Source organism: Clostridium sartagoforme, from assembly GCF_039521405.1.
Taxonomy (GTDB): domain Bacteria; phylum Bacillota; class Clostridia; order Clostridiales; family Clostridiaceae; genus Clostridium; species Clostridium sartagoforme.
In genome coordinates this window covers 25,366-52,361 of record NZ_BAAACH010000032.1, presented here as the reverse complement: position 1 = coordinate 52,361, position 26,996 = coordinate 25,366, and the positions used below count along the sequence as shown (strand labels likewise).

Annotated in this window: 23 protein-coding genes and 1 other annotated feature; of the genes, 3 read left to right on the top strand and 20 right to left on the bottom strand. The window is 26.6% G+C overall.

What is annotated here, in order from left to right; genetic code table 11:
* Positions 1-7: 7 nt before the first annotated feature.
* The 15 genes from glnA to ABDZ60_RS12325 form a co-directional block, all read right to left on the bottom strand.
* On the bottom strand, positions 8-1,339 hold the full coding sequence (glnA, locus tag ABDZ60_RS12395) for a type I glutamate--ammonia ligase (protein ID WP_343778442.1): 1,332 nt from the start codon (positions 1,337-1,339) through the stop codon (positions 8-10).
* 207 nt (positions 1,340-1,546) lie between these two features.
* Positions 1,547-2,713, bottom strand: coding sequence for an aminotransferase class I/II-fold pyridoxal phosphate-dependent enzyme (locus ABDZ60_RS12390; RefSeq protein ID WP_016208494.1), 1,167 nt, complete (start codon positions 2,711-2,713; stop codon positions 1,547-1,549).
* Positions 2,710-3,192, bottom strand: coding sequence for an Lrp/AsnC family transcriptional regulator (locus tag ABDZ60_RS12385; RefSeq protein WP_016208495.1), 483 nt, complete (start codon positions 3,190-3,192; stop codon positions 2,710-2,712). Before ABDZ60_RS12385 ends, ABDZ60_RS12390 begins: the two co-directional genes overlap by 4 nt.
* A gap of 41 nt (positions 3,193-3,233) precedes the next feature.
* Positions 3,234-3,488, bottom strand: a binding site (T-box leader).
* 83 nt (positions 3,489-3,571) lie between these two features.
* Entirely contained in the window at positions 3,572-4,417 is an 846-nt protein-coding gene (locus ABDZ60_RS12380; RefSeq protein ID WP_052953956.1) for a TerC/Alx family metal homeostasis membrane protein, read from the bottom strand.
* 299 nt (positions 4,418-4,716) lie between these two features.
* Positions 4,717-6,048 carry a tRNA (N6-isopentenyl adenosine(37)-C2)-methylthiotransferase MiaB gene (gene miaB, locus ABDZ60_RS12375; RefSeq protein ID WP_343778438.1) on the bottom strand — a complete coding sequence of 444 codons (1,332 nt, stop codon included), beginning with the start codon at positions 6,046-6,048 and terminating at the stop codon, positions 4,717-4,719.
* A 241-nt stretch (positions 6,049-6,289) separates the two neighbouring features.
* On the bottom strand, positions 6,290-7,201 hold the full coding sequence (locus ABDZ60_RS12370; protein WP_343778436.1) for a GNAT family N-acetyltransferase: 912 nt from the start codon (positions 7,199-7,201) through the stop codon (positions 6,290-6,292).
* A gap of 211 nt (positions 7,202-7,412) precedes the next feature.
* Positions 7,413-9,320, bottom strand: coding sequence for a bifunctional 4-hydroxy-3-methylbut-2-enyl diphosphate reductase/30S ribosomal protein S1 (locus ABDZ60_RS12365; RefSeq protein WP_016207671.1), 1,908 nt, complete (start codon positions 9,318-9,320; stop codon positions 7,413-7,415).
* A gap of 48 nt (positions 9,321-9,368) precedes the next feature.
* Positions 9,369-10,022 (bottom strand): (d)CMP kinase, encoded by a 654-nt coding sequence (cmk, locus tag ABDZ60_RS12360; RefSeq protein ID WP_016207670.1) that lies wholly within the window; start codon positions 10,020-10,022, stop codon positions 9,369-9,371.
* A 78-nt stretch (positions 10,023-10,100) separates the two neighbouring features.
* Positions 10,101-11,324, bottom strand: coding sequence for a BaiN/RdsA family NAD(P)/FAD-dependent oxidoreductase (locus ABDZ60_RS12355; protein ID WP_343778434.1), 1,224 nt, complete (start codon positions 11,322-11,324; stop codon positions 10,101-10,103).
* A gap of 130 nt (positions 11,325-11,454) precedes the next feature.
* Positions 11,455-12,351, bottom strand: a complete 897-nt coding sequence (locus ABDZ60_RS12350; RefSeq protein WP_016207668.1) for a MurR/RpiR family transcriptional regulator — start codon at positions 12,349-12,351, stop codon at positions 11,455-11,457.
* A 136-nt stretch (positions 12,352-12,487) separates the two neighbouring features.
* Positions 12,488-13,030: a tRNA 5-(aminomethyl)-2-thiouridylate-methyltransferase MnmM gene (gene mnmM / locus ABDZ60_RS12345; RefSeq protein WP_047001381.1), complete on the bottom strand. Its 543-nt coding sequence runs from the start codon at positions 13,028-13,030 to the stop codon at positions 12,488-12,490.
* Between the two features lie 27 nt (positions 13,031-13,057).
* Positions 13,058-13,786, bottom strand: coding sequence for a pseudouridine synthase (locus ABDZ60_RS12340; protein ID WP_047001382.1), 729 nt, complete (start codon positions 13,784-13,786; stop codon positions 13,058-13,060).
* A 200-nt stretch (positions 13,787-13,986) separates the two neighbouring features.
* Positions 13,987-14,418, bottom strand: a complete 432-nt coding sequence (locus ABDZ60_RS12335; protein WP_047001383.1) for a MarR family winged helix-turn-helix transcriptional regulator — start codon at positions 14,416-14,418, stop codon at positions 13,987-13,989.
* An 85-nt stretch (positions 14,419-14,503) separates the two neighbouring features.
* Positions 14,504-14,983, bottom strand: coding sequence for a glutathione peroxidase (locus tag ABDZ60_RS12330; protein WP_047001384.1), 480 nt, complete (start codon positions 14,981-14,983; stop codon positions 14,504-14,506).
* Between the two features lie 22 nt (positions 14,984-15,005).
* Positions 15,006-15,551: a glutathione peroxidase gene (locus tag ABDZ60_RS12325; RefSeq protein ID WP_047001385.1), complete on the bottom strand. Its 546-nt coding sequence runs from the start codon at positions 15,549-15,551 to the stop codon at positions 15,006-15,008.
* Positions 15,552-15,847: 296 nt separating this feature from the next.
* On the opposite strand from ABDZ60_RS12325, the gene ABDZ60_RS12320 reads away from it, so the two are divergent.
* On the top strand, positions 15,848-16,504 hold the full coding sequence (locus tag ABDZ60_RS12320; protein WP_343778430.1) for an NAD(P)H-dependent oxidoreductase: 657 nt from the start codon (positions 15,848-15,850) through the stop codon (positions 16,502-16,504).
* Positions 16,505-16,565: 61 nt separating this feature from the next.
* Here ABDZ60_RS12320 and ABDZ60_RS12315 read toward each other — a convergent pair whose 3' ends face one another.
* The 3 genes from ABDZ60_RS12315 to ABDZ60_RS12305 all read right to left on the bottom strand — a co-directional run bounded on the left by ABDZ60_RS12315 (position 16,566) and on the right by ABDZ60_RS12305 (position 21,726).
* On the bottom strand, positions 16,566-18,905 hold the full coding sequence (locus ABDZ60_RS12315; RefSeq protein WP_047001387.1) for a glycoside hydrolase family 31 protein: 2,340 nt from the start codon (positions 18,903-18,905) through the stop codon (positions 16,566-16,568).
* A 503-nt stretch (positions 18,906-19,408) separates the two neighbouring features.
* The gene (locus tag ABDZ60_RS12310; RefSeq protein ID WP_016207659.1) at positions 19,409-19,756 is read right to left on the bottom strand and encodes a PqqD family protein; all 348 of its coding nucleotides are present in this window, start codon (positions 19,754-19,756) and stop codon (positions 19,409-19,411) included.
* A 26-nt stretch (positions 19,757-19,782) separates the two neighbouring features.
* Positions 19,783-21,726, bottom strand: a complete 1,944-nt coding sequence (locus ABDZ60_RS12305; RefSeq protein WP_343778427.1) for an OPT family oligopeptide transporter — start codon at positions 21,724-21,726, stop codon at positions 19,783-19,785.
* A 335-nt stretch (positions 21,727-22,061) separates the two neighbouring features.
* Here ABDZ60_RS12305 and ABDZ60_RS12300 point away from each other — a divergent pair, with 335 nt between their 5' ends.
* A complete protein-coding gene (locus ABDZ60_RS12300; protein WP_343778425.1) occupies positions 22,062-23,882 on the top strand; it encodes an LTA synthase family protein in 1,821 nt (606 codons plus the stop codon).
* Between the two features lie 612 nt (positions 23,883-24,494).
* On the top strand, positions 24,495-24,851 hold the full coding sequence (locus tag ABDZ60_RS12295) for a hypothetical protein (protein ID WP_047001391.1): 357 nt from the start codon (positions 24,495-24,497) through the stop codon (positions 24,849-24,851).
* Here ABDZ60_RS12295 and ABDZ60_RS12290 read toward each other — a convergent pair whose 3' ends face one another.
* Both ABDZ60_RS12290 and ABDZ60_RS12285 read right to left on the bottom strand, forming a co-directional pair.
* Positions 24,852-25,961, bottom strand: a complete 1,110-nt coding sequence (locus ABDZ60_RS12290; protein ID WP_343778423.1) for a YcjF family protein — start codon at positions 25,959-25,961, stop codon at positions 24,852-24,854. It lies immediately after the preceding gene.
* Between the two features lie 172 nt (positions 25,962-26,133).
* On the bottom strand, positions 26,134-26,877 hold the full coding sequence (locus tag ABDZ60_RS12285) for a hypothetical protein (protein WP_047001393.1): 744 nt from the start codon (positions 26,875-26,877) through the stop codon (positions 26,134-26,136).
* Positions 26,878-26,996 lie beyond the last annotated feature (119 nt).

Here is a 26,996-nt window from a genome sequence, read left to right as displayed (position 1 = left end):
GTAAAAATTAATATTGTTTTAAATAGTTATCTAGCTCCCACATATGAACTTTACTTCTATAATCATCCCATTCAACTTTTTTTGCTTTTATATAATTGTTGAAAGTATGCTCACCTAGTGTTTTCTTTACTAATTCACTCTCTTCCATATATTTAATAGCTTCTTCTAAGCTGCCTGGTAAGTTATCAATACTTTCTAATTCCCTTTCTTCTGCTGTCATTTTAAATATATTTTTTTCTATTCTTGCAGGTGGAACTAAGTTATTCTTAATACCATCAAGTCCAGCGGCTAAAAGACATGCTAGAACTAAGTAAGGATTTGCACTTGGATCTGGACATCTAAGTTCAATTCTAGTACCATTTCCTCTTGAAGCAGGAACCCTTATTAAAGGACTTCTGTTTTTTGCAGACCAAGCTATATAAACTGGAGCTTCATATCCTGGAACTAGTCTCTTATATGAATTAACTAGTGGATTAGTTATTGCTGATATCCCCTTAATATTCTTAATTAAACCAGCTATGAAACTATAAGCTGTTTTACTTAATCCTAATTCATTATTTTCATCCACAAAAGCATTTTTCCCATCTTTGTTTAATGACATATTTATATGCATTCCTGAACCATTTATACCAAAGAAAGGCTTAGGCATAAATGTAGCATGTAACCCATGTCTTTGAGCTATTGATTTAACAACCAACTTAAATGTCATTATATTGTCGGCAGTTGTTAAAGCATTTTCATACTTAAAATCTATTTCATTTTGTCCAGCTGCAACTTCATGATGTGAAGCTTCTATTTCAAAGCCCATATCTTCTAAAACTAAGCTAATATCTCTTCTAACATTTTCTCCAGCATCTAAAGGACTTAAATCAAAGTATCCTGCATCATCTTGAGTTTTTAGTTTAGGATTTCCATACTCATCCGTATCTAATAAGAAAAACTCACATTCAGGTCCAACATTCATTGAATATCCTAAAGCCTCTGCTTCTTTCAAAACATTTTTTAAAACATTTCTTGGATCTCCTTCAAATGGTGTTCCATCAGGTCTATATACATCACATATTAAACGTGCAACTTTACCTTGTTGCGGTCTCCATGGAAAAATTACAAAGCTATCTAAGTTTGGTCTTAAATACATATCTGATTCTTCTATTCTAACAAAGCCAGATATAGATGAACCGTCAAACATTATTTGATTATCTAAAGCTTTTTCTAATTGTCTATCTGTTATTGCAACATTTTTTAATGCTCCAAAAATATCAGTAAATTGTAATCTAATAAATTTAACCCCATTTTCTTCTACTAATTTTTTAATATCTTCTCTTGAATATTTTGGCATAAAGTACTCCCCCTTAAATTTTTTATAAAAAAAGGCGAACAATAGAAAGCTTTCTATTGAACGCCGTTGTTCAAGTTATTTTTTACCATTATATTATTATTTTATTTATTTTGCAACTATTTTTTTAAAATTTTTTTTAATAAACTTCATTATTTCTATATATTTTATATTATTTGTTTAGAATATCTATTATAATCGTAAAATAAACTAAGAAAGTTTATTAACAAATCTTTTTATTCTCTTTACTGCTTCAATCAAATCTTCGGTAGAAGAAGCGTAACATGCTCTTATATATCCTTCTCCACATTCGCCAAAAGCATTACCTGGAACCGCTAGAACCTTCTCTTCCATTAATAATTTCTCACAAAATTCATCTGAACTCATTCTTGTTGATTTTATGCAAGGAAAGACATATAATGCCCCCATTGGCTCAAAACAATCTAATCCCATTTCTCTAAACCCTTCAACAAGGATACGTCTTCTTCTATTATATTCTCTAGACATTTCTTTAACACTATCATCACCATTTTTCAGCGCTTCTATAGCTGCATATTGAGCAGTTGTTGGTGAACACATTATTGCATACTGATGTATCTTTTTTAAGGCCTCTATTAATATTTTATTTCCACAAACATAGCCTAATCTCCAACCAGTCATTGCATAAGCCTTAGAAAATCCATTTATAACTAATGTTTTATCTCTTACTTCACTAAAACTAGCAATTGAAAAGTGATCTTTATCATAAGATAATTCAGCATAAATTTCATCAGATAAAATTATTATTTCTCTATCTTTTAACACATCAACTATATCTTTTAACTCGTCTTTTGTCATAATAGCTCCAGTTGGATTATTAGGAAATGGAATTATTACAACTTTTGTTTTAGGGGTTATAGCTTCTTCTAAAAGTTTAGCTGTTAATTTAAACTCATCCTCAGCTCTTAAATTAATTATTTTAGGTGTAGCGCCACAAAATGTTGCACATCCTTTATATGCAACAAAACTAGGCTCTGGAATTATAACCTCATCTCCAGGTCCTACAAGGGCTCTTAATGCTAAATCTATTCCTTCACTTCCACCAACAGTTACTAATATTTCGCTAGATGAATCATAGTTTAGGTTAAACCTTCTATTTAAATATTTTGATATTTCTTCTCTTAATTCAATAAAACCAGCATTAGAGGAGTAATGAGTTTGTCCTTTTTCTAATGAATAAATACCTGCTTCTATAACATTCCATGGAGTAACAAAATCAGGTTCTCCAACACCTAAGGATATAACATCATCCATTTCATTGATTAAATCAAAATATTTTCTTATACCTGATGGCGGCATATTCCTAACATTGTCTAATATCATATCTTCTAAAATCATATAAAAATAGCCTCCCTATCTTCAGTTTTTCTTTCCTTAAATATAGTTCCATGATCTTTATATTTCTTTAGTACAAAGTGTGTAGCAGTACCTGTTACATATTCTTGAACTGCAAGCTTTTCAGACACAAATAAAGCTACCTCTTTCATTGTTTTCCCTTCTACAATTACAGTTAAATCAAATCCACCTGAAGACATTAAATAACATGCTTTAACTTGCTTAAATTTATATATTCTTTCTGCAACTTTATCAAATCCAGCACCTCTTTGAGGGGTTATCTTAACTTCTATTAAGGCTGTAACTGTTTCCTTACCTGTATTTTCCCAATTGATAAGAGCCGTATATCCTGCTATTATGCTTTTTTCTTCATAGTCCCTTATGGCTTCTCTTACTTCCTCTATTGTTTTTCCTGTCATTAATGCAATTTCTTCATCACTGTACCTACTGTTTTTTTCTAATACTTCTAAGATCTCATCCATTTTAAATACCTCCATATAAAAAAATAAGTCCTTCATCCACACAAAGGGACGAAGGACACTGTTTCGCGGTACCACCCTAATAAGTAAAATTTAATTTACTCACTCAGCTTGAATATATACAATATTCAATTCTCTATAACATGAGAAAACGTCAATATCTAATTAAGAATTTACATTCTTATTTTTCAATACGAGATTCAAAGGCTGCTTCATTTAACATATCATACTAATTTTCCACCTAAATATAGCTCTCTTTAATGCTTAGTTAAAATACTCTTCCTTATCATTATCTTTTAAATATTCTATTTTTTATTATTATAATAACAAAGTAACAAAACTTCAATAGGTTTTTTATATAAAAAGTAAATTATTTTTATTATTATCTGATTCTTAAATTTTTGTTTCCTTCATCATTTGAAAAAATAAGAGAAAACAAAATACTAAACAGTAAAATAACTAGTATTAATAATATTGAAATTGATACAGAAATTTCAATATTAAAATATAAAATTAGGAGCTTTAAACCTGTAAACATTAGTATTAATGCTACTCCATATTTCATAAATTTGAACATTCCATTTAATCTATTAAGTATATAATACATACTCCTTAAACAAATAATAGCAAATATATTTGAAGTATATACTATAAGCGGATTTTGAGTTATAGAAAAAATTGCAGGAATAGAATCTAAAGCAAACAATACGTCTGAACTTTCTATTATTATTAAAATTATAAACAATGGTGTAGCATAAAGCCGTTTATTTATTTTTACAAAGAATTTATGCCCTTCTAATTTATCATGAATAGGTATAACCTTTTGGAAAACTCTAATAATCGGATTTTTACTAAAATCAATATTATTATCGCTATGAAACATCATTTTAGCACCACTAAATATTAATATAATTCCAAATATATATATTATAAAATGGAATTTATTTATAATTTCTATACCTAATATTATAAATATAAGTCTTAATACCATTGCTCCTAATATTCCATATTTTAAAACTCGTTGTTGAAACTCTAATGGTATTTTAAAAGTCGAAAATACCATTAGGAACAAAAATAAATTATCTAAGCTAAGAGACATTTCAATTATATATCCACCTAAAAATTCAACAGCTGGTTTTAGTCCAAATGAGAGATATATGTATATATTAAATATTATAGCTAGTCCTATCCAAAATATTAAATTAAAAAAAGATTTTTTTACCCTCATATAAATACACTTCCTAAAAGATTATTCTTGGTATTATATGAAAATTAAATTTAATTTATTTCAATATAGATAAAAAAGTCGTCAAAGCGAGCTTACCGAACCGTCGATTTTTTTGTTCATGTGCATTTCCAAAGTTTGCCTGAAGAAAATCTCGTCCGTTCACTTTATTCTATTTTTTTACTCTATAGGAATAGCTTTAACAACTTATATCCCATAAATGACTTATCTAAAGATTTTAGGATATAATTTCCTATAGAGTAAAAAAGGAGCTACCATATGATAGCACCTAAATATAATTATTATACTTCACCAATAAGAGAAAACGGTTGAGCTCTTACTATCTTAACATTTACTAAGTCTCCAGCTTTTATATTCTCTCCAACAAAATTAACTAATTTTCCATTTCTTGTTCTTCCAGTTAATTTAGTTTCATCATTCTTACTCGGACCTTCTACTAATACTTCTACAACTTTTCCTTCATATACCTTATTACTTCTTATAACACCATCATTTACAGCTTTAATAAGTCTATCAAATCTATGGTGTTTATCAGCATCAGGAACTTGATTCAACATCATATCAGCAGGCGTATTGTTTCTTCTTGAATATATGAAAGTAAATGCAGAATCATATCCAACTCTTTCCACTAAATCTAAGGTTTCTAAGAAATCTTCTTCAGTTTCTCCTGGGAAACCAACTATAATATCTGTTGTTAATGATACATCTGGAATTTCCTTCTTTATCATATCTACTAACTCTAAATAGTATTTTTTAGTATAATGTCTGTTCATCTTCTTAAGTATTTTATCAGATCCACTTTGAACAGGAAGATGAATTTGTTCACATAACTTATCACATTCCTTTATTGCTAAAATAACATCCTTATTTAAATCTTTTGGATGAGATGTCATAAATCTTACTCTTTCTATACCATCAACTTCATTTATTTTTCTTAGAAGCTTAGCAAAATCTATATTTTCCTCTAATTCTTTTCCATAAGAGTTAACATTTTGCCCTAAAAGCGTTATTTCCTTATAGCCTTTTCCTACTAAATCCTTTATTTCATTTATAATATCATCTGATTTTCTACTTCTTTCTCTGCCTCTTACATATGGAACTACACAGTATGTACAGAAATTATTACATCCATACATTATAGTAACAAAAGCTTTTACATCACTTTGTCTATCTATCGGTACTCCTTCTACAATATCTGTTTCCTTATTAAATATTTCTTTAACCTGAACTCCTTCTGTTCTAACTATATTTAAGTATTCTGGAAATTTATACGCGTTATGCGTTCCAAATATTATGTTAACATGTGGAAATTTCTTTAAAATTTTATCTGCCATACCTTCTTGTTGCATCATACATCCACATACTGCAATTATTAAATCAGGATTTTTCTTTTTTAAATGTTTTAACTCACCTAAGTTACCAAAAACTTTATTTTCAGCATTTTCTCTTACACAACAAGTATTATATATAATTATTCCTGCTTCTTCCAAAACTTCTGTTTTAGTATATCCAACCCTTTTTAGCATACCAGATAATTTTTCTGAGTCTTCCTCGTTCATCTGACATCCCCAAGTTTCTATATAATATTTCAAATCTCTAACTTCTTCCTTCATAAGTATTCTCCTTGCTATTTTAAAAATATATTTTCCCCATTAACATTATAATAAATATCTAACAAATTTAAAATACTTAAAGCAAAAATTGCTAAATTCCTTTAATTTATTTTTGTATTTAAAAGGACTGCATTTAAGCAGTCCCATATCTAAATTTCATTCCTTAAGTTTTCAAAAGGATATTCTATGAATGACTTCCATTAAATCTAATCTATAAAGTAAGAAAACATATATACATTTTTTATGGTCTTTCCCATACAACAATCTTATAACTTTCTTTAAATCCAATCCATTTATATAAATTGATTGCAGCAGTATTGTTACTATCAACTCTAATGGCTAATTCTTTTATTCCCGATTTTTTAGCATAAAGTATTATATCATTCAAGAGTAATTTTCCTAGTCCAATGCCTCGGAAATCCTCTATTATTCCGAAGTTAACTATTGTGTACATATCTCTATTAAATATTATTTGACCATACCCAATATACAAGTTATTAATCATTCCAAATATACACAAATCTTTTAGAAAATAATCTTGAGTCATGTCACTATATATATCATCTATAGTAAGAGGTCGTCTATTCCATTCACCAAAAATATCATTTTGAATATTACATCTTAATTCTTCGTCCTTACCTATTATTAATTTTCTTGTAGAAAATACTGTGGATGAATTAAAATGATTCTTAAAATAATAATTATTTATAATTTTATTATATATATCATAAATTCTTTCATTATTATTATAATTTTCTATATTCATTTTCATAAGTAAAGTATATCTTTGCTTTTTAAAACCTAACTTATCTAAAATAATATTATTCTCTACAGTATCAACAGCTTCATAAGATAAAATATTACTATTAAAAGAAGATAGTATATTTTCTTTAATTAAGTTTATATATTTACTGTCTATATATAAAGCCCAAACCTTAATAAAGTTATCCATTGGTGTTTCATACCATATATAGCCTATAGAAGTATTATCTAATTTTATTATTCTCATAAATTTTCTATACAAAAACTTAATTAAAAAGTTTTGATTATCATAGCATTTAAAAAAATCCTTATCATAGTTTAGCTTCTTTAAGCTTTTAGAATATAATTCTTTAAATGACTCCATGTTATTTAATGTCAATTTTTCTAACATTATTTATAAACCCCTTTATTCTCTATATAAATTAGTATACTTCCTTAATAATATTTAGGTCAAGATATAATAGCATAATTAATAACACACTTTGCTACAATACCATAAGAGAAAAGTTAATATTTTTTTTAGTAAAATATCCTTATTAAGAGATATACGTATTAAAAGGACACACATATAATTTATATGTGTGCCCTAATATATATATTACTTATTCAGCATCTTTTATGCTAAGAGCAATTTTTTTATTTTCAGAATCTACTGAAAGAATTATTGCTTTTACTTCATCACCAATTTTTAAAACTTCACCTGGATTATTTATTCTTTGGTGAACTATTTTAGAAATATGAACTAATCCATCTACGCCTGGTTCTAGTTCAACAAAAGCACCAAAATCGCTTATTCTTACAACCTTACCTAAGACAGCAGAACCTTCTGGGTATTTTTCTTCAATGTTACTCCATGGTTCTGGAGTTAATGCTTTCATACTAAGAGAAAGTCTATTATTTTCTCTATCAGCTTCAATTACCTTAACATCAACTATTTGCCCTTTCTTTAATGCACTTTCAGCTGACTTTACATGATTCCATGAAATTTGAGATAAATGTATTAATCCATCAACACCATTTACATCAGCAAAAGCACCAAAGTTAGTAAATCTCTTTATTTCTGCCTTAACTACATCACCAACACTTATATTTTCCCAAGCTGCATCTTCTATTACCTTTTTCTCTTCTTCTAATATTACTCTTCTAGACGCAATTATTCTTAAATTTCCTTCAATTGAAAAATCTATTAATCTAACTTCTAGTTCTTTTCCTACTAAATTACTTCTATCATTTGCAAATCTTATATCTACTTGTGAAGCAGGTATAAATACTCTGATACCTTTGTAATTAGCTACCAGTCCTTTTTCCTTAGATTCTTTTATTTTAACAGAAAAAGTTTCTTTATTATCAAATAACTCTTGAAGTTCTTGTAGTGTCTTTTTCTTTTCATATTCTAATCTTGAAAGAACTACGTTTCCATCTTCATTTTTTAACTTTATAACTTTAGCTGTTATTTCATCACCTATTTTTATTGAATCAAGATATGAAGCTAAGTTTTCTTCTGTAGTTAATTCCTTAAACGGAATAACTCCATCTGATTTATATCCAACTAAAGATATAACGACTTCTTCTCTTCCAATAGATAAAACTTCACCTTTGATTTCATCTCCAATTCTAAATCTTCTATCCATTTCTTCCATCAGCTTTAATTGATCTTCCATATTAATCTTTCCCTCCATAATATCAATTACTTCTTTTATTATCCAGTCAGGAGTAGATGCTCCAGCAGTAACCCCAACAACTTTTTCTTTATTTTCTTCTATAAATTCTTTAGTAATTTCTTTAGCATTTTCTATATGAATTGTATTCTGACAATTTGATTTAGCAATTTGGTAAAGCTTAGTTGTATTAGAACTATTTTTTCCTCCAACTACAATCATAGTATCGACAGTCTTTGATAATTCATTAGCACTTTTTTGTCTTACTTCTGTTGCAGAACAAATAGTATTAAATGCTAAAAGTTCTTTTGAATTTGAAGATAAATTGCTTAAAGTATTTTTCCAAGTTTCTTCTTTTTCAGTAGTTTGAGATACAACACATATTTTATTAGGTAACTTTTCTTCAAAATTACCATCTGTTGTTATTATAGCACTATTATTACACCATCCATTTATTCCTATAACTTCTGGATGCTTGTCATCCCCTAATATAACAATATTATATCCTAAATCTGAATATTTATTAACCTTCTTATGAATATTAGTCACATACGGACATGTTGCATTTACTACTGTAAGGCCTTTTTCTTCTAAAGTATTTAATACTTCTTTTGAAACTCCATGAGACCTTATTACTATAACATCATCTTTTTCTAATTGATTGATTTCATCAAGATTAATTGCATATATATCATTTTTTTCTAAATACTTTACAACATCATTATTATGTATTAATGGACCTAAAGTATAGATTTTTTTATTATATTGTTTTTTTATTTTAAGTGCTTCTTCTACAGCTCTTTGAACACCAAAGCAAAAACCTGCATTTTCAGCTAATAAAACTTTATTCATATTAACTCTCCTAAGTTTAAATTACATATTATATTTTTAATACAATAATTAAATATTACTTTTTATATTTAAGCATATTTTTTCTGTTACCTCTGAAATGGATAAGCCTGTTGTATCTATTTCAATGGCATCATCTGCTTTTCTTAATGGATCTATTTGTCTATTACTATCTGTATAATCTCTTTTTATTATATCTTCTAATATCGTTGAGTAATTAACATCTAATCCCCTGTTATTTAATTCTTTATATCTTCTTTCAGCTCTAGCTTCTGGAGTTGCTGTTAAAAAAAACTTGAATTTAGAATCTTTTAACACAACTGTACCTATATCACGCCCATCCATTATAACATCAAATTTACTTGACATATCTCTTTGTAATTTGACAAGTTTAGTTCTTACTTCTTGGATTGATGCATATTTAGATACAATAGCACTTATTTCTGGCATAGTAATTTGTTCTTGAATATTCACATCATTTAATATTAAATCGTCATTTTCAAATCTCATATCAAGAGTGTCTATTAAACTACATAAACCTTCAATATTTGTATCGTCTATATTATTATCCCTTGCAACTAAAGCGACAGCCCTGTACATTGCTCCTGTATTTATATACATTAAATCAAATTCTTTGGCAACTAACTTAGCAATAGTACTTTTACCAGCTCCAGCTGGTCCATCTATAGCAACTGATATTCTCAAAATAATATTCCACCTTTCATTCTAGAAAAACAATTTCATATAAATTATATTATTATTATTTGAGTTTAACAAGTAATTTTATATGTTACTTCCAGCTAAAAATCCTGTAGATAATGCAATTTGAACATTGTATCCACCTGTAAAAGCATCTACATCTATAATTTCTCCAGCAAAAGATAAATTGTTAACTAATTTAGACTTCATAGTTGAGGGATCTATTTCTAATGTATTTACCCCTCCTGAAGTTACTATTGCTTCTTCTATAGGTCTAAGACCTTTTATTTTAAGAATAATCCCACTTATTAAATTTACTAAAGTCTTTCTTTCTTCCTTTGTTATTTCATTTACCTTCTTATTTTCAGATATATTAGAAAGTTTAATTATAACTGGTATAAGCTTTTTAGGAAGTAATTCATCTAACGAATTTCTAAAATCTTTATTAATAAATTTTTTAAAATCCTTTTGAATTCTTGAATCAAGATCTTCTATTGATAAAGCAGGCTTTAAATTCAATGATATAGTATAATTATCATCCTTTAATATATATCTGGATGCCTTAAGAGCAAGAGGACCCGATATACCGTAACTAGTAAATAACAACTCTCCTTGTTCTTTATATAATGGTTTTTTAGATGCTTTATTAAATAAAGATATTTCTATATTTTTTAATGTTAATCCTGCTAAATCTCGTATCCATTCATTTTTAAGTTCTATAGGAACTAACGATGGTTTTAAATCTACTATATTATGACCTAATTTTTCAGAAAATTTTAAACCATCTCCTCTTGAACCTGTCAATGGGTAGGAAACCCCTCCTGTAGCTATAATAAAGTAATCACCATTTATAAAATGATTATTATTTATTTCTACAGCTTGAATTTTATTGTTCAAAAATTTTATATTTGTCACCCTGCTGTTTAGCTTTATATCAACATTATTCTTTATTAATTCACTTGATAATCCTTTAATTATATCAGAAGATTTATCTGATAATGGAAATATACGCCCCCCACGTTCAGTTTTTAATTTTATACCTTGAGATTCAAAAAAATTTATTACATCTTCATTAGTATATGTATATAATGCACTATATAAAAAATGAGGATTTCCAGGTATATATTCAAAAAACTCGGATATGTCCTTAGCATTTGTAACATTACATCTGCCTTTTCCTGTTATGAATAATTTTTTACCTAATTTTTCATTTCCTTCTAAGAGTATGACATTATTATTACTTTTAGATGCTGTTATAGCTGCCATCATTCCTGCTGGACCAGCTCCTATAACTATTACTTTTTTCATTGTAATCCTCCTGTTGTGCATATATTATCCTAATAAATATATCATTTTAAAACTTTTAATTCAACATAACAAAAACATAAAAAGTGCTAAGTTATATTAATTAATATAACTTAGCACTTTTTTGTATTTATTAATCTTCGCCTACATTCCTATTATTATAAGAATATACATTATAATCTTTCCAGATTGACTCAAGGTTGTTAAATGTATCTGTTATACTTTGTTTTTCTCTCATACCTACAGCAATTATTAGTGCATTAATAACAGATAAAGGTGCAACAAGAGAATCCACAAAAGATGCCATATTACTTTGAGCTATCAATGAATAATCTGCTTTAGATGCTAAAGGAGATAATAAACTATCAGTAATTGCTACTACCTCAGCTCCCCTATCTTGAGCAAAAGCTAATGCATCAATTGTTCTTGAAGCATATCTTGGAAATCCTATTCCTATTACAAGATCTCCCTCTCCTACATTTATCATTTGTTCAAAAATATCAGATATTCCATATCCAACAGTCTTTACGTTTTGTAAAATAATATTCAAATAAAATCCTAAAAATTCAGCTAAAGCAGTTGAACTTCTAAGGCCTATAATATATATCCTCTTAGCTTCAAATATTTTATTAATAACATCTTCAAATGTGTTATAATTTATTTTCTCCAAGGTTGATCTTATATTTTCTATATCTGCTTTAAGAACACCTTTAAGGGCATATCCCTCACTTATGTAATCATTAGATAATTCTAAACGTTGAACTGTTGTAAGTTTATTTTTTATTAATTCTTGTAAAGCTTTTTGAAGCTTAGGATATCCAGAGAATCCTAATTCATTAGCAAATCTAACAACTGTTGATTCTGAAACTCCAACAGAAATACCTAATTTAGCTGCAGTCATAAAAGCAGCTTTATCATAGTTTTTTAAAATATATTCAGCAATCAATTTTTGACCTTTACTTAATCTTGAAAATCTAGCCTGTATTAATCTCATTAAATCCTTTGAGTTATCATTAAGGTTAATATCCATCCTTATCCCTTCTTTTCCTTGAATTTAACAACTTAGTAATTATATATTAACACTTTTTGAATGATTCATCAATAATCATTTCATTTTATTATATTTTCATTATAAAAACTTGACTAAATATATGAAGTTGTCAATTTCATTTTTTCTCAATAATAACCATGATAGGCGAGATATTTTCTCGGTTTAAATACGATTGAATCATAACTCCAAACTTATTCTTAGGCAAAGTTTTTAAATACTCCAAAATGCAAGATTCTTCAATTTTGCCTTCATAATGACCTCTATATATGCATATAATCATAAACCCACTACTATTCAAAATAGAAAGTCCCTTCTTTATACTTTCTAAAGAGGTTTCATGCATGGTAGTTATATTTTTATCGCCCCCAGGTAGAAACCCTAAATTATAAATTATACAATCTACATTTTCATGAATATATTTATGAAATAAATGGTGAGAATCATTTATTACTTCTACATTAGTAATATTTTTTTCAATATATTTATCACATGCCTGTTTTTGAATATCAAAAGAATAAACATATTGAAATATATTAGATAAAAAGTCAGTATCATGACCATTACCTAGAGTTGCATCTATAGCAATTCTTTTATTAGTAATAAAACTTTCTATTATATGATGAGATAAGTCACTTATATTTCCTACATACTTATACACAATTACACCTCGACTTAAACTTCTATTCTATAATGAATTTATATACTTGAGCTCTTCTTCAGTCAGACTTCTCCACTCGCCTCTTTTTAAGTATCCAAGTTTTATATTGCCTATAGCAATTCTTTTTAATGTAATTACATCATGACCTAAAGCAGAACACATTCTCCTTATTTGTCTATTTTTACCTTCATGTATGGTAATTTCAACTAAAGAATTACTATTATTTGTTTTAATATCTTTTTCTTTACTTATAACTTTTATCTTAGCGTCAGAAGTAATATATCCTCCAATATCTATTCCACTTTCAAATTTTCTTATTTCCTCTGATGAAAATATTCCCTTACATAAGGCTATATATTTTTTATCAACTTCAACTCTTGGATGTATTATTTTATTATATATATCTCCATCATTAGTTAACAAAAGTAACCCTGAACTATCATAATCAAGTCTTCCAATGGGATATATTCTTTCATTAACCTTTATTATATCTAATATGGTTTTTCTGCCCTTCTCATCCTTTACAGAAGTTATGTAACCCTCTGGTTTATTTAACATTATATATAATTTATTTTCTTCCGGAAGAATCCTCTTTCCATTATAAAATACTTCGTCATTTTCAGGATTTATTTTAACACCTAACTCATTTACAATTTTATCATTTACTTTAACTTTACCTTCTAATATTATTTGTTCACATTTTCTTCTAGATGCAATTCCACATCTTGCCATATATTTTTGTAATCTTTCTTCCATATAAAATCACTCCACTTTTTAATAAATGACTATTATGCCATTTAAAGATTATTATATAGTTTTTTTTATATTTTACAACACTATATTTTTCAATTGATAATTATTTGTATATAATATTTTGTAAAGTAAAATTTCTAATTAGTACTATACTATTAATATAGAAATGTAAAAAGAGTGTTTAATAAAACACTCTTTTTACATTATTTCAAAGTTTTTAATAACTCATCTAAATTTCTTTTTAATTCAATAGCTTTTTCCATTGAAATATTCATATTACACATCATTTTGCTTGGAACATCTTGAGCTTTTTTTTGAAGTTCCTCACCCTTTTCCGTTAATTCAGCTATTACTACCCTATCATCTTTTTCGTCTCTGTATCTTTTTATAAGATCCATTCCTTCAAGTTTTTTTAATAGCGGAGTTAGGGTTCCAGAGTCTAAGTGTAGCCTATTACCAAGATGTTTTACAGTAGATTTTTTTTCTTCCCACAATACCAGCATTGCTATATATTGTGTGTACGTAAGATTAAATTCATCTAGTAATGGCTTATATAATTTTATTATTTCTCTTGATGCTGCATATAAAGAAAAACATATTTGATTATCTAATTTTAGATGATTGTAATTTGTCATATAATTCACCTACATAAAAGTTAATATTTAAAATTATCTTACCTTGTTGAGTATTTTATGTCAACCTTTAATATATAGATGTAGTCTATTTACTCAAAAGATTTTCAATATCAGCCTTAAGTTTTAAAGGAGTTGTTGTTGGAGAATATCTTTTTACCACATGTCCATCTCTATCAATTAAAAATTTTGTGAAATTCCATTTTACTTCATTAGTTAGAATTCCTTTTTCTTGTTCCTTTAAGTATTTATATATAGGATGAGCCTTATTTCCATTGACATCTATTTTTTCAAACATATTAAAGGTTACCCCATAGTTAAGTTGGCAGAAATTTTTTATTTCATTATTTTCTCCTGGATCTTGACTTAAAAATTGGTTACAAGGAAATCCTAAAATTTCTAGACCTGAATCCTTATATTCTTTATAAAGTTCCTCTAACTCTTTTAATTGAGGGGTTAGTCCACATTTACTTGCTGTATTTACAACAATAACTACCTTATCTTTAAAAGCATCCATACCTATTTCTTTTCCATCTATATTTTTTGCAGAATAATCATAAAAATTCATAACAAAGCCTCCTAATAATTAATTATAGTAATTTCTTTATATCATCTATCATTTCAAGAGGTTCTACAGTTGACTCAAATCTTCCAACAACATTACCTTCTTTATCAACTAAGAATTTTGTAAAGTTCCATTTTATAGAATCATCTAATAATGACTCAGGAAACTGTTCACTTAATATGCTATTTAGTAATTTACCATTTGGCTTACTTAAATCAAATCCTTCAAAAGGTTTTTGGCTGCATAAGAATTTAAATATAGGATGTGCAGAAATTCCCTTTACATTTATTTTTTCAAACAACTTAAATGTTACACCATAATTTAATTCGCAAAAAGTTTTAACATCAGTATTGCTACCAGGTTCTTGTTCTAAGAATTGATTACATGGAAAACCTAATATTTCTAAACCACTAGCCTTATATTCCTTATGCAATATTTCTAAATCAGCATATTGAGGTGTAAATCCACATTTACTTGCAGTATTAACTACTAAAACAACTTTTCCTTTATAATCACTCATATTTATTTCTTTTCCATTAATATCTTTTGCATTAAAATCATAAAAATTCATCTTAATTCCTCCACTTAAAATATATTGTTTAAAATTGAATTGTATTCAATCTATTTAAATATATAATATATCTTTTTATTTTTAATGTCAATAACTTATGAAAATATAATTTATATTTTTATGTTAAAAACTTATAAGATATTTAATTTAATTAATAAATAACATTTAGCAATTAAATATAGTCTAATAATATGTTTAAGTTTTTTATTAATTTCATATATTAGATTTGATAAATATTATAATTATTGTATTATAATATCTATAGAATAGTTTTAATTTCGAAGGGAGTTTTTAATATGAAGAATGATGAAATTTTAAGGGCCTTAAATTATAGGTATGCCTGTAAATCTTTTGATTCAAACAAAAAAATAAATGATGAAGATTTAAAATTAATTTTAGAAAGCGGTAGATTATCTCCAAGCTCAATAGGAATAGAACCTTGGGAGTTCCTAGTAATAAGTAATGATGAACTTAAAAATGAACTAGCAAATTTTGCACCTGGAGGAAAGAAACAAATACCAACTTGTAGCCATTTAGTAATATTACTAAACAGAAATGCAAATGATTTAAAAGCAGATTCTGAATATTTAAATGAATTATTTAATGAAGATAAACATTTACCAAAAGAAGTTTCCGAATTATTATTAAAGATGATAAAGGATGTAAATGATAATAGATTTAAGAATAATGAAAAGGAAATAAACCATTATTCAAGAGAACAAACATATATTGCACTTGGTACAATGTTAACTACCTCAGCATTACTTAAAGTCGACTCTTGTGTTATAGGTGGATACAATGCAGAGGCTGTTACTACGCTATTAAGTGATAGAAATATTTTAGATACAAATCACTTTAATATATCATGTATGTTAGCTTTAGGATATAGAAATGAAAATCCTGCACCTAAAACAAGAAGAACTTTTGAAGAGGTAGTAAAATTTATTAAATAATTAATTATTTAAATCATAATAAATGCTAGTAGATATCTTTAGTTCTACTAGCATTTATATATTAAAGATTTATTTCTATAGCATTATTTTCTAAGTTAACTTTTTTACCATTTAAGGTTATATTTTTATTTGTTTTTAAGTTATTTATTATAAATTTAACTTTAGAATATTTATTAATATAATCATTTTTATTTATTATGAATTTTATATCAATATTTTCTTTATTAGATATTGTTATTTCATATTCATTATATATTCCATTTCTGTAATTGAAGCTTTCTCCATCATCATTATAATGTACATATTTAAATTCACTATCATTTTCACTTAAATATATATTTAAAATCAATTCATCATTAGATTTTTCACCAATGTAATTTTGCTCTATGCTCATTGGAATAATTGATGCTTCTTTTACAAATATAGGACAAGTATCTAAAGGAGCTTCTTTTATAATATATTGACCTCCATTATGATTTTCACCAGTCCAAAAATCTATCCATTTAGTTCCCTTTGGTAAGTATACAAGCTTTTGTTTCATACCTTGTTCAACTACAGGTGAAACTAAAATACTATCTCCACAAAGGAATTCATCATTTATTTCATAGGTGTTTTTGTCATTTTGATAGTTAAATAAAAGAGGTCTGATAATTGGTGCTCCAGTATTTTCACACTCTTTCATTAAATCATATAAATATGGAATTAATTTATAACGTAACTTAATATATTTTTTGTTTATTTCTTCTGTTTCCTTATCAAATGTCCAAGGTTCCTGATCCCTAGTTCCCATTGCAGAGTGATTTCTAAATAGTGGTGTAAATGCTCCAACTTGTACCCATCTGCTTAATAATTCACCAGTACAATCGTGTCCAAAACCTCCAACATCTGTTCCACAAAAACTAACTCCACTTAAACCTAAAGTCATAAGCATTGGAATTGACATTCTTAAGTGTTCCCATGTACTTTGATTATCTCCAGTCCAAACAGTTGAGTATTTTTGAGTACCTGCATAACATGCTCTTGTAATTACAAAAGGTCTCTTATTAGTATATTCTTTTATTCCTTCATAAGTAGCTTTACTCATCATATGTCCATATATATTATGAATTTCTTTGTGAGTAACCTCTAACCCATTATCATTAAACATAACATCATCTGGCAAAGGTCCATTAAAGCTTGCTGGTTCATTCATATCATTCCATATTCCTGAGACACCTGAATCAATCATAATTTTTTGATTTTCTGCCCACCACTGTCTTACCTTAGGATTCATAAAATCTGGATAAACTGAATCGCCTGGCCAAACTCTATTTTTATATACTATTCCATCTTTATCCTTTGCAAAGTAGTCATTTTTAATTCCTTCAGCGTATATACTATATTCTTTATCTATTTTAACACCAGGATCTATAATTGTAACAAGCTTAAATCCCATATTCTTAAGTTCATCAGTAAATTCCCTTGGATTTTCAAACTTTTTATTATCCCAAGTAAACACTCTAAAATCATCCATATAATCTATATCTAAATATAATGTATCACAAGGAATTCCTCTTTCTCTAAATGATTTTGCTATTTCCATAACTCTTTCTTTTGGAGCATAAGACCATCTGCATTGTTGATATCCTAGTGTCCATAATTGAGGAAGAGGTGTTTTTCCAGTAAGATTTGTATATTCATTTACTACATCTTTTACTTCTGGACCATATATGAAGTAATAATCTAAATTGCCTCCAACAGCACTAAAATAATAATATTCTGAATTTTCTTTTCCCATATCAAAATGACTTTCAAAATGATTATCAAAAAATATTCCAAATGCCTCTTCATCTTTTATTGATATTAAAAATGGTATTGATTTATATAATTGTTCAAATGTTTCACCATGAGGACTTGGATCATCTGTATTCCAGTTTCTATAATGATATCCTTTTTTATTTAAAGAACCTGTTCTTTCTCCTAGTCCATAAAAATACATATTATCTTCCATTGTTTTTGCTACATAAACTTTAAAATTTTGATGACCATTTAAAACATGTCCTTCTTCTGCTGCAAGTTCAGTACCATTTCCTCTTCTTTTAAAAGGATGTCTAATACTTCTATAGTCTCTACATAAAACCTTTTCATTTTTATCATAAATATCAATTTTAAAATCATCATTAATAACAATCTTAAGCTTTTCTGTTGCTATGTTTAAAGTGTTTTCATTTTTTTCTACTGAAAAATTAGAATTTCTTAAATTTAAATTTTCAACTGCCTTTGAATTTCTTTCTTTTCTATGAAGTGGAACAAAAAAATTAATAACTTCATCATTAATAACTGTTATAGTAGCTTCAATTTTTTCATATTGTATTTTGATTTCTTTATTATTTACTTCATATCCTAATAATTTACCAAACATTAAATCCCCTCTATTCTTAATAGTTATATTTTTCTATAGTATTTTTATATCTACAAGTTCATTATAAAATAAAACCTTCTCTATTTCTTGTATTATAACATCAAAAAATATAACAAAATTGCTATTTTAGATAAATTTTATTTTGTATATTAGGCACCTAATTATAAAAAAGGTCTTAAGGTAAGATAATCCTTAAGACCTTTTAAAATTTTATTTAAATAAATCTTTTAAAACTTCTTTTATATTTTTATTTATTTTAATTAACTTTTTGTTGTTATTTATGTTATCTAACTTTTTTCCATATCTAGTATATAAATAATCAATATAGTTTAAATTATCGTTTATAGCGGAACAAAATATAAATATCATTAAAGGTGTTAATTTAGGGATTTTCCATAATAAAACTCCTATTTAATTACTGATACTATAGTATATTTATTTTTTATTATATTGTTATTATTAATAATTTAAAAAGAGCTAGAATTTTCTTCTAGCTCTTTTTACTAAATATTTTCTTTAAATCTTATCCAATTTCTTCTATTTAAGTATCTAATAAATAAGATTAATCTTTCATTAATCGGTTCACACTTTTCTCCAAACTTTTCCTTCATTTCTTCAATTATTTGAAGAACATTTCTTTTACCATCAATTAATCTCCAAACTTCGCTACCTAGTTCATCTAGCTCTATATCTGTAATAGCAGGTTTTTTAAATAGTTTTTGAAGAAGTTTTTCTATTAATTTATCATGATGAAAAACCAAATAAATCTTATTGCTCTTTTCTTCAAATGTAGAATGCTTTTTTTCAGGTATATATAGAAGAAAATTTTCTTGTTTGTTATTTTTAGTCATGTTAATTCACCATCATTCAATTAGCTTCATTTTTTTTTGCCACTTAGAATATATCTATATAACAAATAAGTTAATATTAAGAACATAACTAAAGCAAATTCTTTACTTTCAGCTATAGTAGGTAATAATCTAGGTCCTATACCAACAGCTTCTGCAACACCACCTGCTGTTAATCCAGCGACTAAAATACCAACTAGTGCATCTCCAGCAACTAACCCTGATGAAATTAATATACCTTTTTCAACTTTATCTTTTCTTAGATTATCATTATGTTTAAATTTCTTATCTATTACAACTCTAACTATACCACCAGCTAAAATACCAACACTTAAGTTTATTGGTAAATATATTCCTAATGCAACAGGTAATACAGGTAAACCTAATAACTCAATGGCAATACCTAAAGCAGCTCCTACTAATACTAATGTCCAAGGTAATTGAGCATCCATAACACCTTTAACTACCATTGACATAAGAGTTGCTTGTGGTGCAGCCAGACCAGTTTCTCCACCTATCCCGTAGATATTGATTAATAATAACATAGCAGCTCCACCAGCAACTGCTGAAGCTATTAATCCAAGTATTAGTCCAATTTCAATATTTTTAGGAGTTCCACCCAAAATAAATGTAGTTTTTAGGGCTTGAGAAGTTCCTCCAGCTACAGCAGTTGCAACACAAGCTATAGCACCAGCAAGTAAAGCCATTATCATTCCTTTATTACCAACTACACCTACCGCTTTTAATATTGATGTTATAAATAATAAGGTAGCTATTGTCATACCAGATACAGGATTATTGGATGCTCCTATAAGTCCACATATTCTAGCAGATACTACAGCAAATAAAAATGAAAATAATACTGATAGTAAGGCTCCAACTGGATGTATCTTAGTAATTGGTAGTAACCAAGTTAATAAAAATACTAAAACAGCTCCTCCAATAACCCAAGTCATTGGTAAATCCTTATCAGTTCTCTTTACTTCTTCACCCGCTGATTTCATTCCTGAAAAAGCAGCCTTCATTGATCTAATTATTACAGGAATTGATTTCCCAAGGCTTATAAATCCTCCCGCTGCAACAGCCCCTGCTCCTATATATCTTATATATTCACCTCTAATAGCGCTTGCAGTCATTTCAGCTATTGGAATAGTTGCTGGGAAAACAGCAGTAGCTGCTCCTTCTCCGAAAAATTTTATTAATGGTATAAGCCCATAATATGCTATAGCTCCACCTGCAAACATATATAGCGCAGCTTCTATTCCAACTATAAATCCAACTCCTAAAAGTGACGCTAATGCATCAACCCCAAACATACTTTGAAATATTGATTTGCCATTTTGAGATAAATTTATCATCCAAGTAGGACTTTCTGACCATAATAACAAACCACCTGATAAAAACTTAAATATTCCACCACCAGTTAAACCTGTCATAACGCTTTTAAGTCCACTACCACCTGCACTTGAATTTACAAGTACCTCAGATGCGGCCATACTTTCTGGGAATGATAATTTTCCGTGTTCTTCAACCATTAAATATTTTCTTAGAGGAATAACAAATAAAACACCTAATATTCCTCCTAATATTGTAATAGTAACTATTTGCAAAAGTGAAAGTTTTTCATTCCATATTACTACAGCCGGTAGTGTAAAAACTATTCCACCAGCTAAAGATTCCCCAATACCTGCTATTCCTGCAACCATGTTTGATTCTAAAATGCTTTTTCTACCTAAAGCATATAATAATGCCGTTCCTAGAATTGAAGTAGGTATAATAGCTGCAATAGTCATCCCTACTTTTAAAGCTAAATATACATTTGCTGCTGCAAATATAGCTGCAAATATACATCCAACTAATATAGACATAATAGTTAATTCTGGTAAGGCATCTTTAACAGAAACGTAAGGTGTATATTTTTCCCCGTTTACTCCACCATAAGCTTCATGAGAAAGTTTATTTTTTCCTGACATAATAACTCCTCCTAAATAAAATATATTAATATATTGTTTATAAAGCCCATTGTATATTCTAGCATATTTTTCTACAAATTCCACTAAAGTTTTATTAAATGTAGTATCTGATTTTTAGTGTATTATAATGTTTAAATGGAAATTATAATTTTTTACTAATAATATTAAAATTCCACTTATATTTAAAGTTATTCATCTAATAATATAAATACTAAATTTCCATAAATTAAATATAAATATTATTTTTCTTTTACAAACATTTATTTATATAGCCATAATTATTTATTTAAGATAAAATTAATTGAATGAGAACTATATATTTCGGAGGTTAGCATATGAAAGAATTTTTTAAAAAGAGAGTATTAAATAATTGGTTATTCTTACTTATGGTTGTAATAATACAATTAAAATCAATGCTATTATTATCAATGCTTAGAAGCACTAATTCATCTAGAATAAGTCTTTCAACTATGTATTTTGGAGTTCCGGCTCTTTATGCACATTTACTTATAATTACCTTAATATTAAGTATTTTATACTTATTTAAGTATAAAGGAAAAATTAAAGCAGCTTTAATAATTGATTTAATTATTACCATTTTATTTGTTGCTGATATATGGTATTACAGAAATAATGGAACATTTTTATCAATACGACATTTACTTCATACTGAAATTTTTAATCCAACAAATAAGAGTTTATTGAACTTTAAAATCGTAGATTTATTATTTTTTGTAGATTTTATAATATTCTTTATACTATTTAAATTTGGTAAATTAATAAATTATAAAGACAATTCTAAATTATCTTTAAGAATTATAAAGGCAGTTACAGTATTTTTATTAAGTGGAGCTTTTATTTTTATATCACATTATAAAATAGATATAAAAGGTACCGTTCAGGGAAAATCATTATTTAGACTGTCATGGGCACCTTTCCAAACATTTAGCGATATGAGTCCTTTAGGTTATCATGGATTTGATTTAGTTTATTTTACTGGAAGAAATGAAAAACTATCAGATTCCGATATTAATGATGTAAAAGAATGGATTAGTAATAATAAAGAAGATATTTCAGACAACGAATACTTTGGAATACTTAAAGGCAAAAATTTGGTTGCAATACAAGTTGAATCATTAGAAAACTTTGTAATAAATAAAAATATTTATGGACAAGAAATAACCCCTACATTAAATAAATTACTTTCAAATAGTCTATACTTTGATAATATTTATGAACAAAATAACTCAGGAACTAGTTCAGATGCAGATTTAATGGTGAATACTTCTATTTTTCCTATAAGAGAAACTAGCACATTTCCAGCATATCCTTGGACTTCATATAATAGTATGCAAAATATATTAAAGAATAAGGGATATACTACAATTTCAACTCATGCGGAACTACCTGGAAGCTGGAACTGGGCAGAACCCCATAAATCCTTTGGAGTTGATAAATTATGGGATATAAATAAATTTAATGTAGATGAAATTATTGGTCTTGGATTATCTGATGAATCTTACTTAAAGCAAGTAGCTGATAAACTAAAATTAGAGCAAGATCCTTTTTATGCTTTTGTAGTAACATTAACAAGCCATGGACCTTTTGAAATACCTGAAGAAAAGAAATTACTAGATATTCCTAAAGAATTAGATGAAAATATGTTAGGTGCTTACTTTCAAAGTGTAAGATATACAGATGAAGCAATAAGATTGTTTATAGAAGAACTAGACAAAAATGGTCAATTAGATAATACTGTATTAATGATTTATGGTGATCATTGTGGCGTTCATAAATTTTACGAAGAAGAAATTAAAGATGCACCATTAAATGAAGATTGGTGGCAAGAAAATCACAAGAAAATACCATATATAATTTATAATAAAGATTTAAAAGCTTCTACTATATCTAATGCTGGGGGACAAGTGGATTTCTTACCAACAATATCTTATCTTTTAGGTGTTAAGAGAGATGAATTTGATAATACATCTATGGGAAGAGTATTAGTTAATACAAATAGAAATACAACAATACTAAATAATGGAGATATTATTGGAACTCCAAAAGATGCAAATGAAGAAAAGCATTTAAAAGATACATTTAAAATAGCAGACTTTATTATTGAAGGAAATTACTTTAAAATAACTAATAAATAAGATTTATCAGGGGTGAGTACACCCCTTTTTTCTCTTTACAGTTAAAAATTGTATACAATTTTTTATTAATTGAAATTTATATTTTATTAAATTTCATACTACCTAGTTAAATATTGATATGATATAATATGTATTATTTACCAATAAAATATATCTAACTTTATGGAGAATTTTTATGAAAAAAATTTATATTTTATTAATTTTGAACATTATCACCTTAATTTTAACTAAAAAAATAACTTATATTTACCTTGTAAATATATTGTATATACCATTTTTATATGATGAATTTCTTAATAAGATAAATAGAAACTTATTATTAGAAGTTAACCAGTTTAAAGAGATTATTATCTCATATTTAAAAAAATTTAGTTTTAGCCCTATTGAATTAGAAATAATTTTTGAAAATTCTTTAGGATTTTCAATCATTAAAATTATTATTAAAAACTTATTAAATAATAATATACAAAATTATGGATATGCTATAATATTTACAGCTATAGCCTTATTTTTAATATTTTGGGCTAATATGAATATTAAAAAGCTTTTTATTGTATAAACTATAATAATATTCATAGTAAAATTTCTATAAATCTATTGGAGGAACTAGTATTGTATAACTTATCTAATACTTTAAGATTTATTTTATTAATATTATTTTTAATCTATGAGTTTTGGACTTTTAAAAATAAAAAGTCACTAAAGTATAAATTATCTCCACTAGTTATACTTGTTTTAATTAGTATTTTTGTACTAGTCTTTGCTTCTTTTTTTAAATTTATAGGTTATTATTTCATATTTTTTATTTTAGCATTAGAATTATCCTTAATAGGAATTATCTTAGTCTGTATATTTGAAATATTCTTAATGATTGTAAGTCATGAATTAAATTTAAAAAAACTTACAGTATTATTATTTATGTCTATTGCTCTTGCATTAATATATTATTTAGGTCAAAAAGCATTTTAATTAATTTTTATTAAAATGCTTTTTTAATTCTTCATACATCATTTGTGATATTTCTTCACCTTCAGTTGTTTTACCTTCATATTGATTAGAAGCTACTCTCTTCATTACCTCAATATAAGAAAAAGCTAAGGCCGTTGTTAATGCACTAGCTGTTGTACCACTTATTGCACCTCCAATAATAGTACCTGCAACTGGTATGAATTTCAAAAGATTACTAACTATTGTTTTTCCTGCTACAGTTGCTCCTGCAATACCTCCTACACCTGAAGCTATTGCTATTAATAAATCTTTATCTACTTTAATACCAAAAATAGTTGTAATATGTGCAAGCATTCCTACTTGAGCGGGTATAAGAATTGCTGAATCTGAAAAAGGAATAGGCGAGAAACCAACCCCAAAGGAGGTTCCAATATACCCTAAAGCCCATTTGGTAGCAGCATCTACTTTTCTTTTTAAATCTACCTTCTGGGCATTGTTAAAAGCCCTTCTTATTCCTTGTGGTAAAATTTGATAAGTTTTTTCTACTAGTTCACTAAGTCCAAATCTTGGTATTTCTATGTTTCCAAATTTTATTGGCTCTGCAAGAATTCTTTGAATTCCTCTAATATTTAAGTTCATATTATCTATATACTTTTCAAGTTCTGTAGAACTATCAGTAAAACTTTGAGTTAATACAATAATAACGGGTACCTTTTGTGATAAGTTTTTTATCCATTCAATTTCAAAACTTTCTATTCTATTTGAGGCCGAATTAATACAATACCAAACAACATGTATTAAATCTTCGGAGTTAATATCCTTATTTCTATGTATTCTATCTATTTCATTATCAATATCATTTCTTACTTTATCTTGAATCTGTTTATCTAATTCTAAGCCTCTGCTATCATATAAATTTAAAGGGACTCCTTCTTTAGTTATCTTTTTAAGATGTTCAGTAACTGGTCGTCCTACTCCTGTTTTAGCTAAATTTTCTCTAAATATATTATTTATTAGAGTACTCTTTCCTACTCCTGTTTTACCAATTAACATTATATTAGCTGGAATTATCTTATTATTTTCTTCATTTATTTTTTCAAATAAATCATTTATAAAATTATAGTTATCCATTTAACCACCTCTAGTTTACTATATTATAAATAAGTAAATTCTTTATTTTATTATATATATGTTTTAATTAATAATCCATATAAATAATTGTTAATTGTTAATTGAATTTTATGTGTGTTTATTTGAAAATTAAAAAAGAAGGCAAAACTTTGCCCCCTTATATAGTTTTAAGTTATTTTTTTAATTTAATATAGGAAATTGCAATTGTGAAAAATGCTCCTGATAAAATAAATATAGAAAATATTATTTCTGATTTTCTTTTATTATTTTCTAAAACAATCTTTTCTTTAGATGCAGTTAAACTATTATTTTCTGATTCATTTTTTGTATCATTTAAAGTATCTTTATTATCTATAATTTTATTACTTATTATTTCATTATTATTTGAAGTTTCTTTTAAAATTCCAAGTTCATCTTCAGCAACTTCTTCAATATTTTCTATAATCTCTTTATTATCAATACTACCCAAAACTTCTTTAGCCAGTAAATCTAAATTATTTTTATAAAAATCGAAGTATTTTCCTAATTCATTTATATTACCCTCAAAAATTGTATCATTATTTTCTTTTTCTTTAAGAATAAAATTGCCGTCTTTAAAACTAAAATCTATATTTAAATTTAAGTTATTTGCTATATAAGTTGCATCTTTGTATATCCCCAGAATTTCAGCCAAAGAAAACTCTTTTATACTAGTTTTATCTTTAACATCTTCTGCTAAATCTTTTCCCTTATCAATTATATTTTCAATATCTTCTTTATCAATACTTAAATTATTTATATACTCAATAAAATTTTCACTATTTAATCCCATAGATTCAAAATTATTTGATGTATTTGCATAAGCACTTATTTTAGCACTTAATAAAAATATTATTACTATAAATATTATAGTTAATAATTTTTTATTAGACTTCATACTTAACCCCTCCTACATCTTTACTTATTATCAGTATTGACATAGAATTATGATTTTTAATCAATTAATAAAATAAAATAATTAAAGTCCTCTAAAATTTTAGAGGACTTTAATTATTT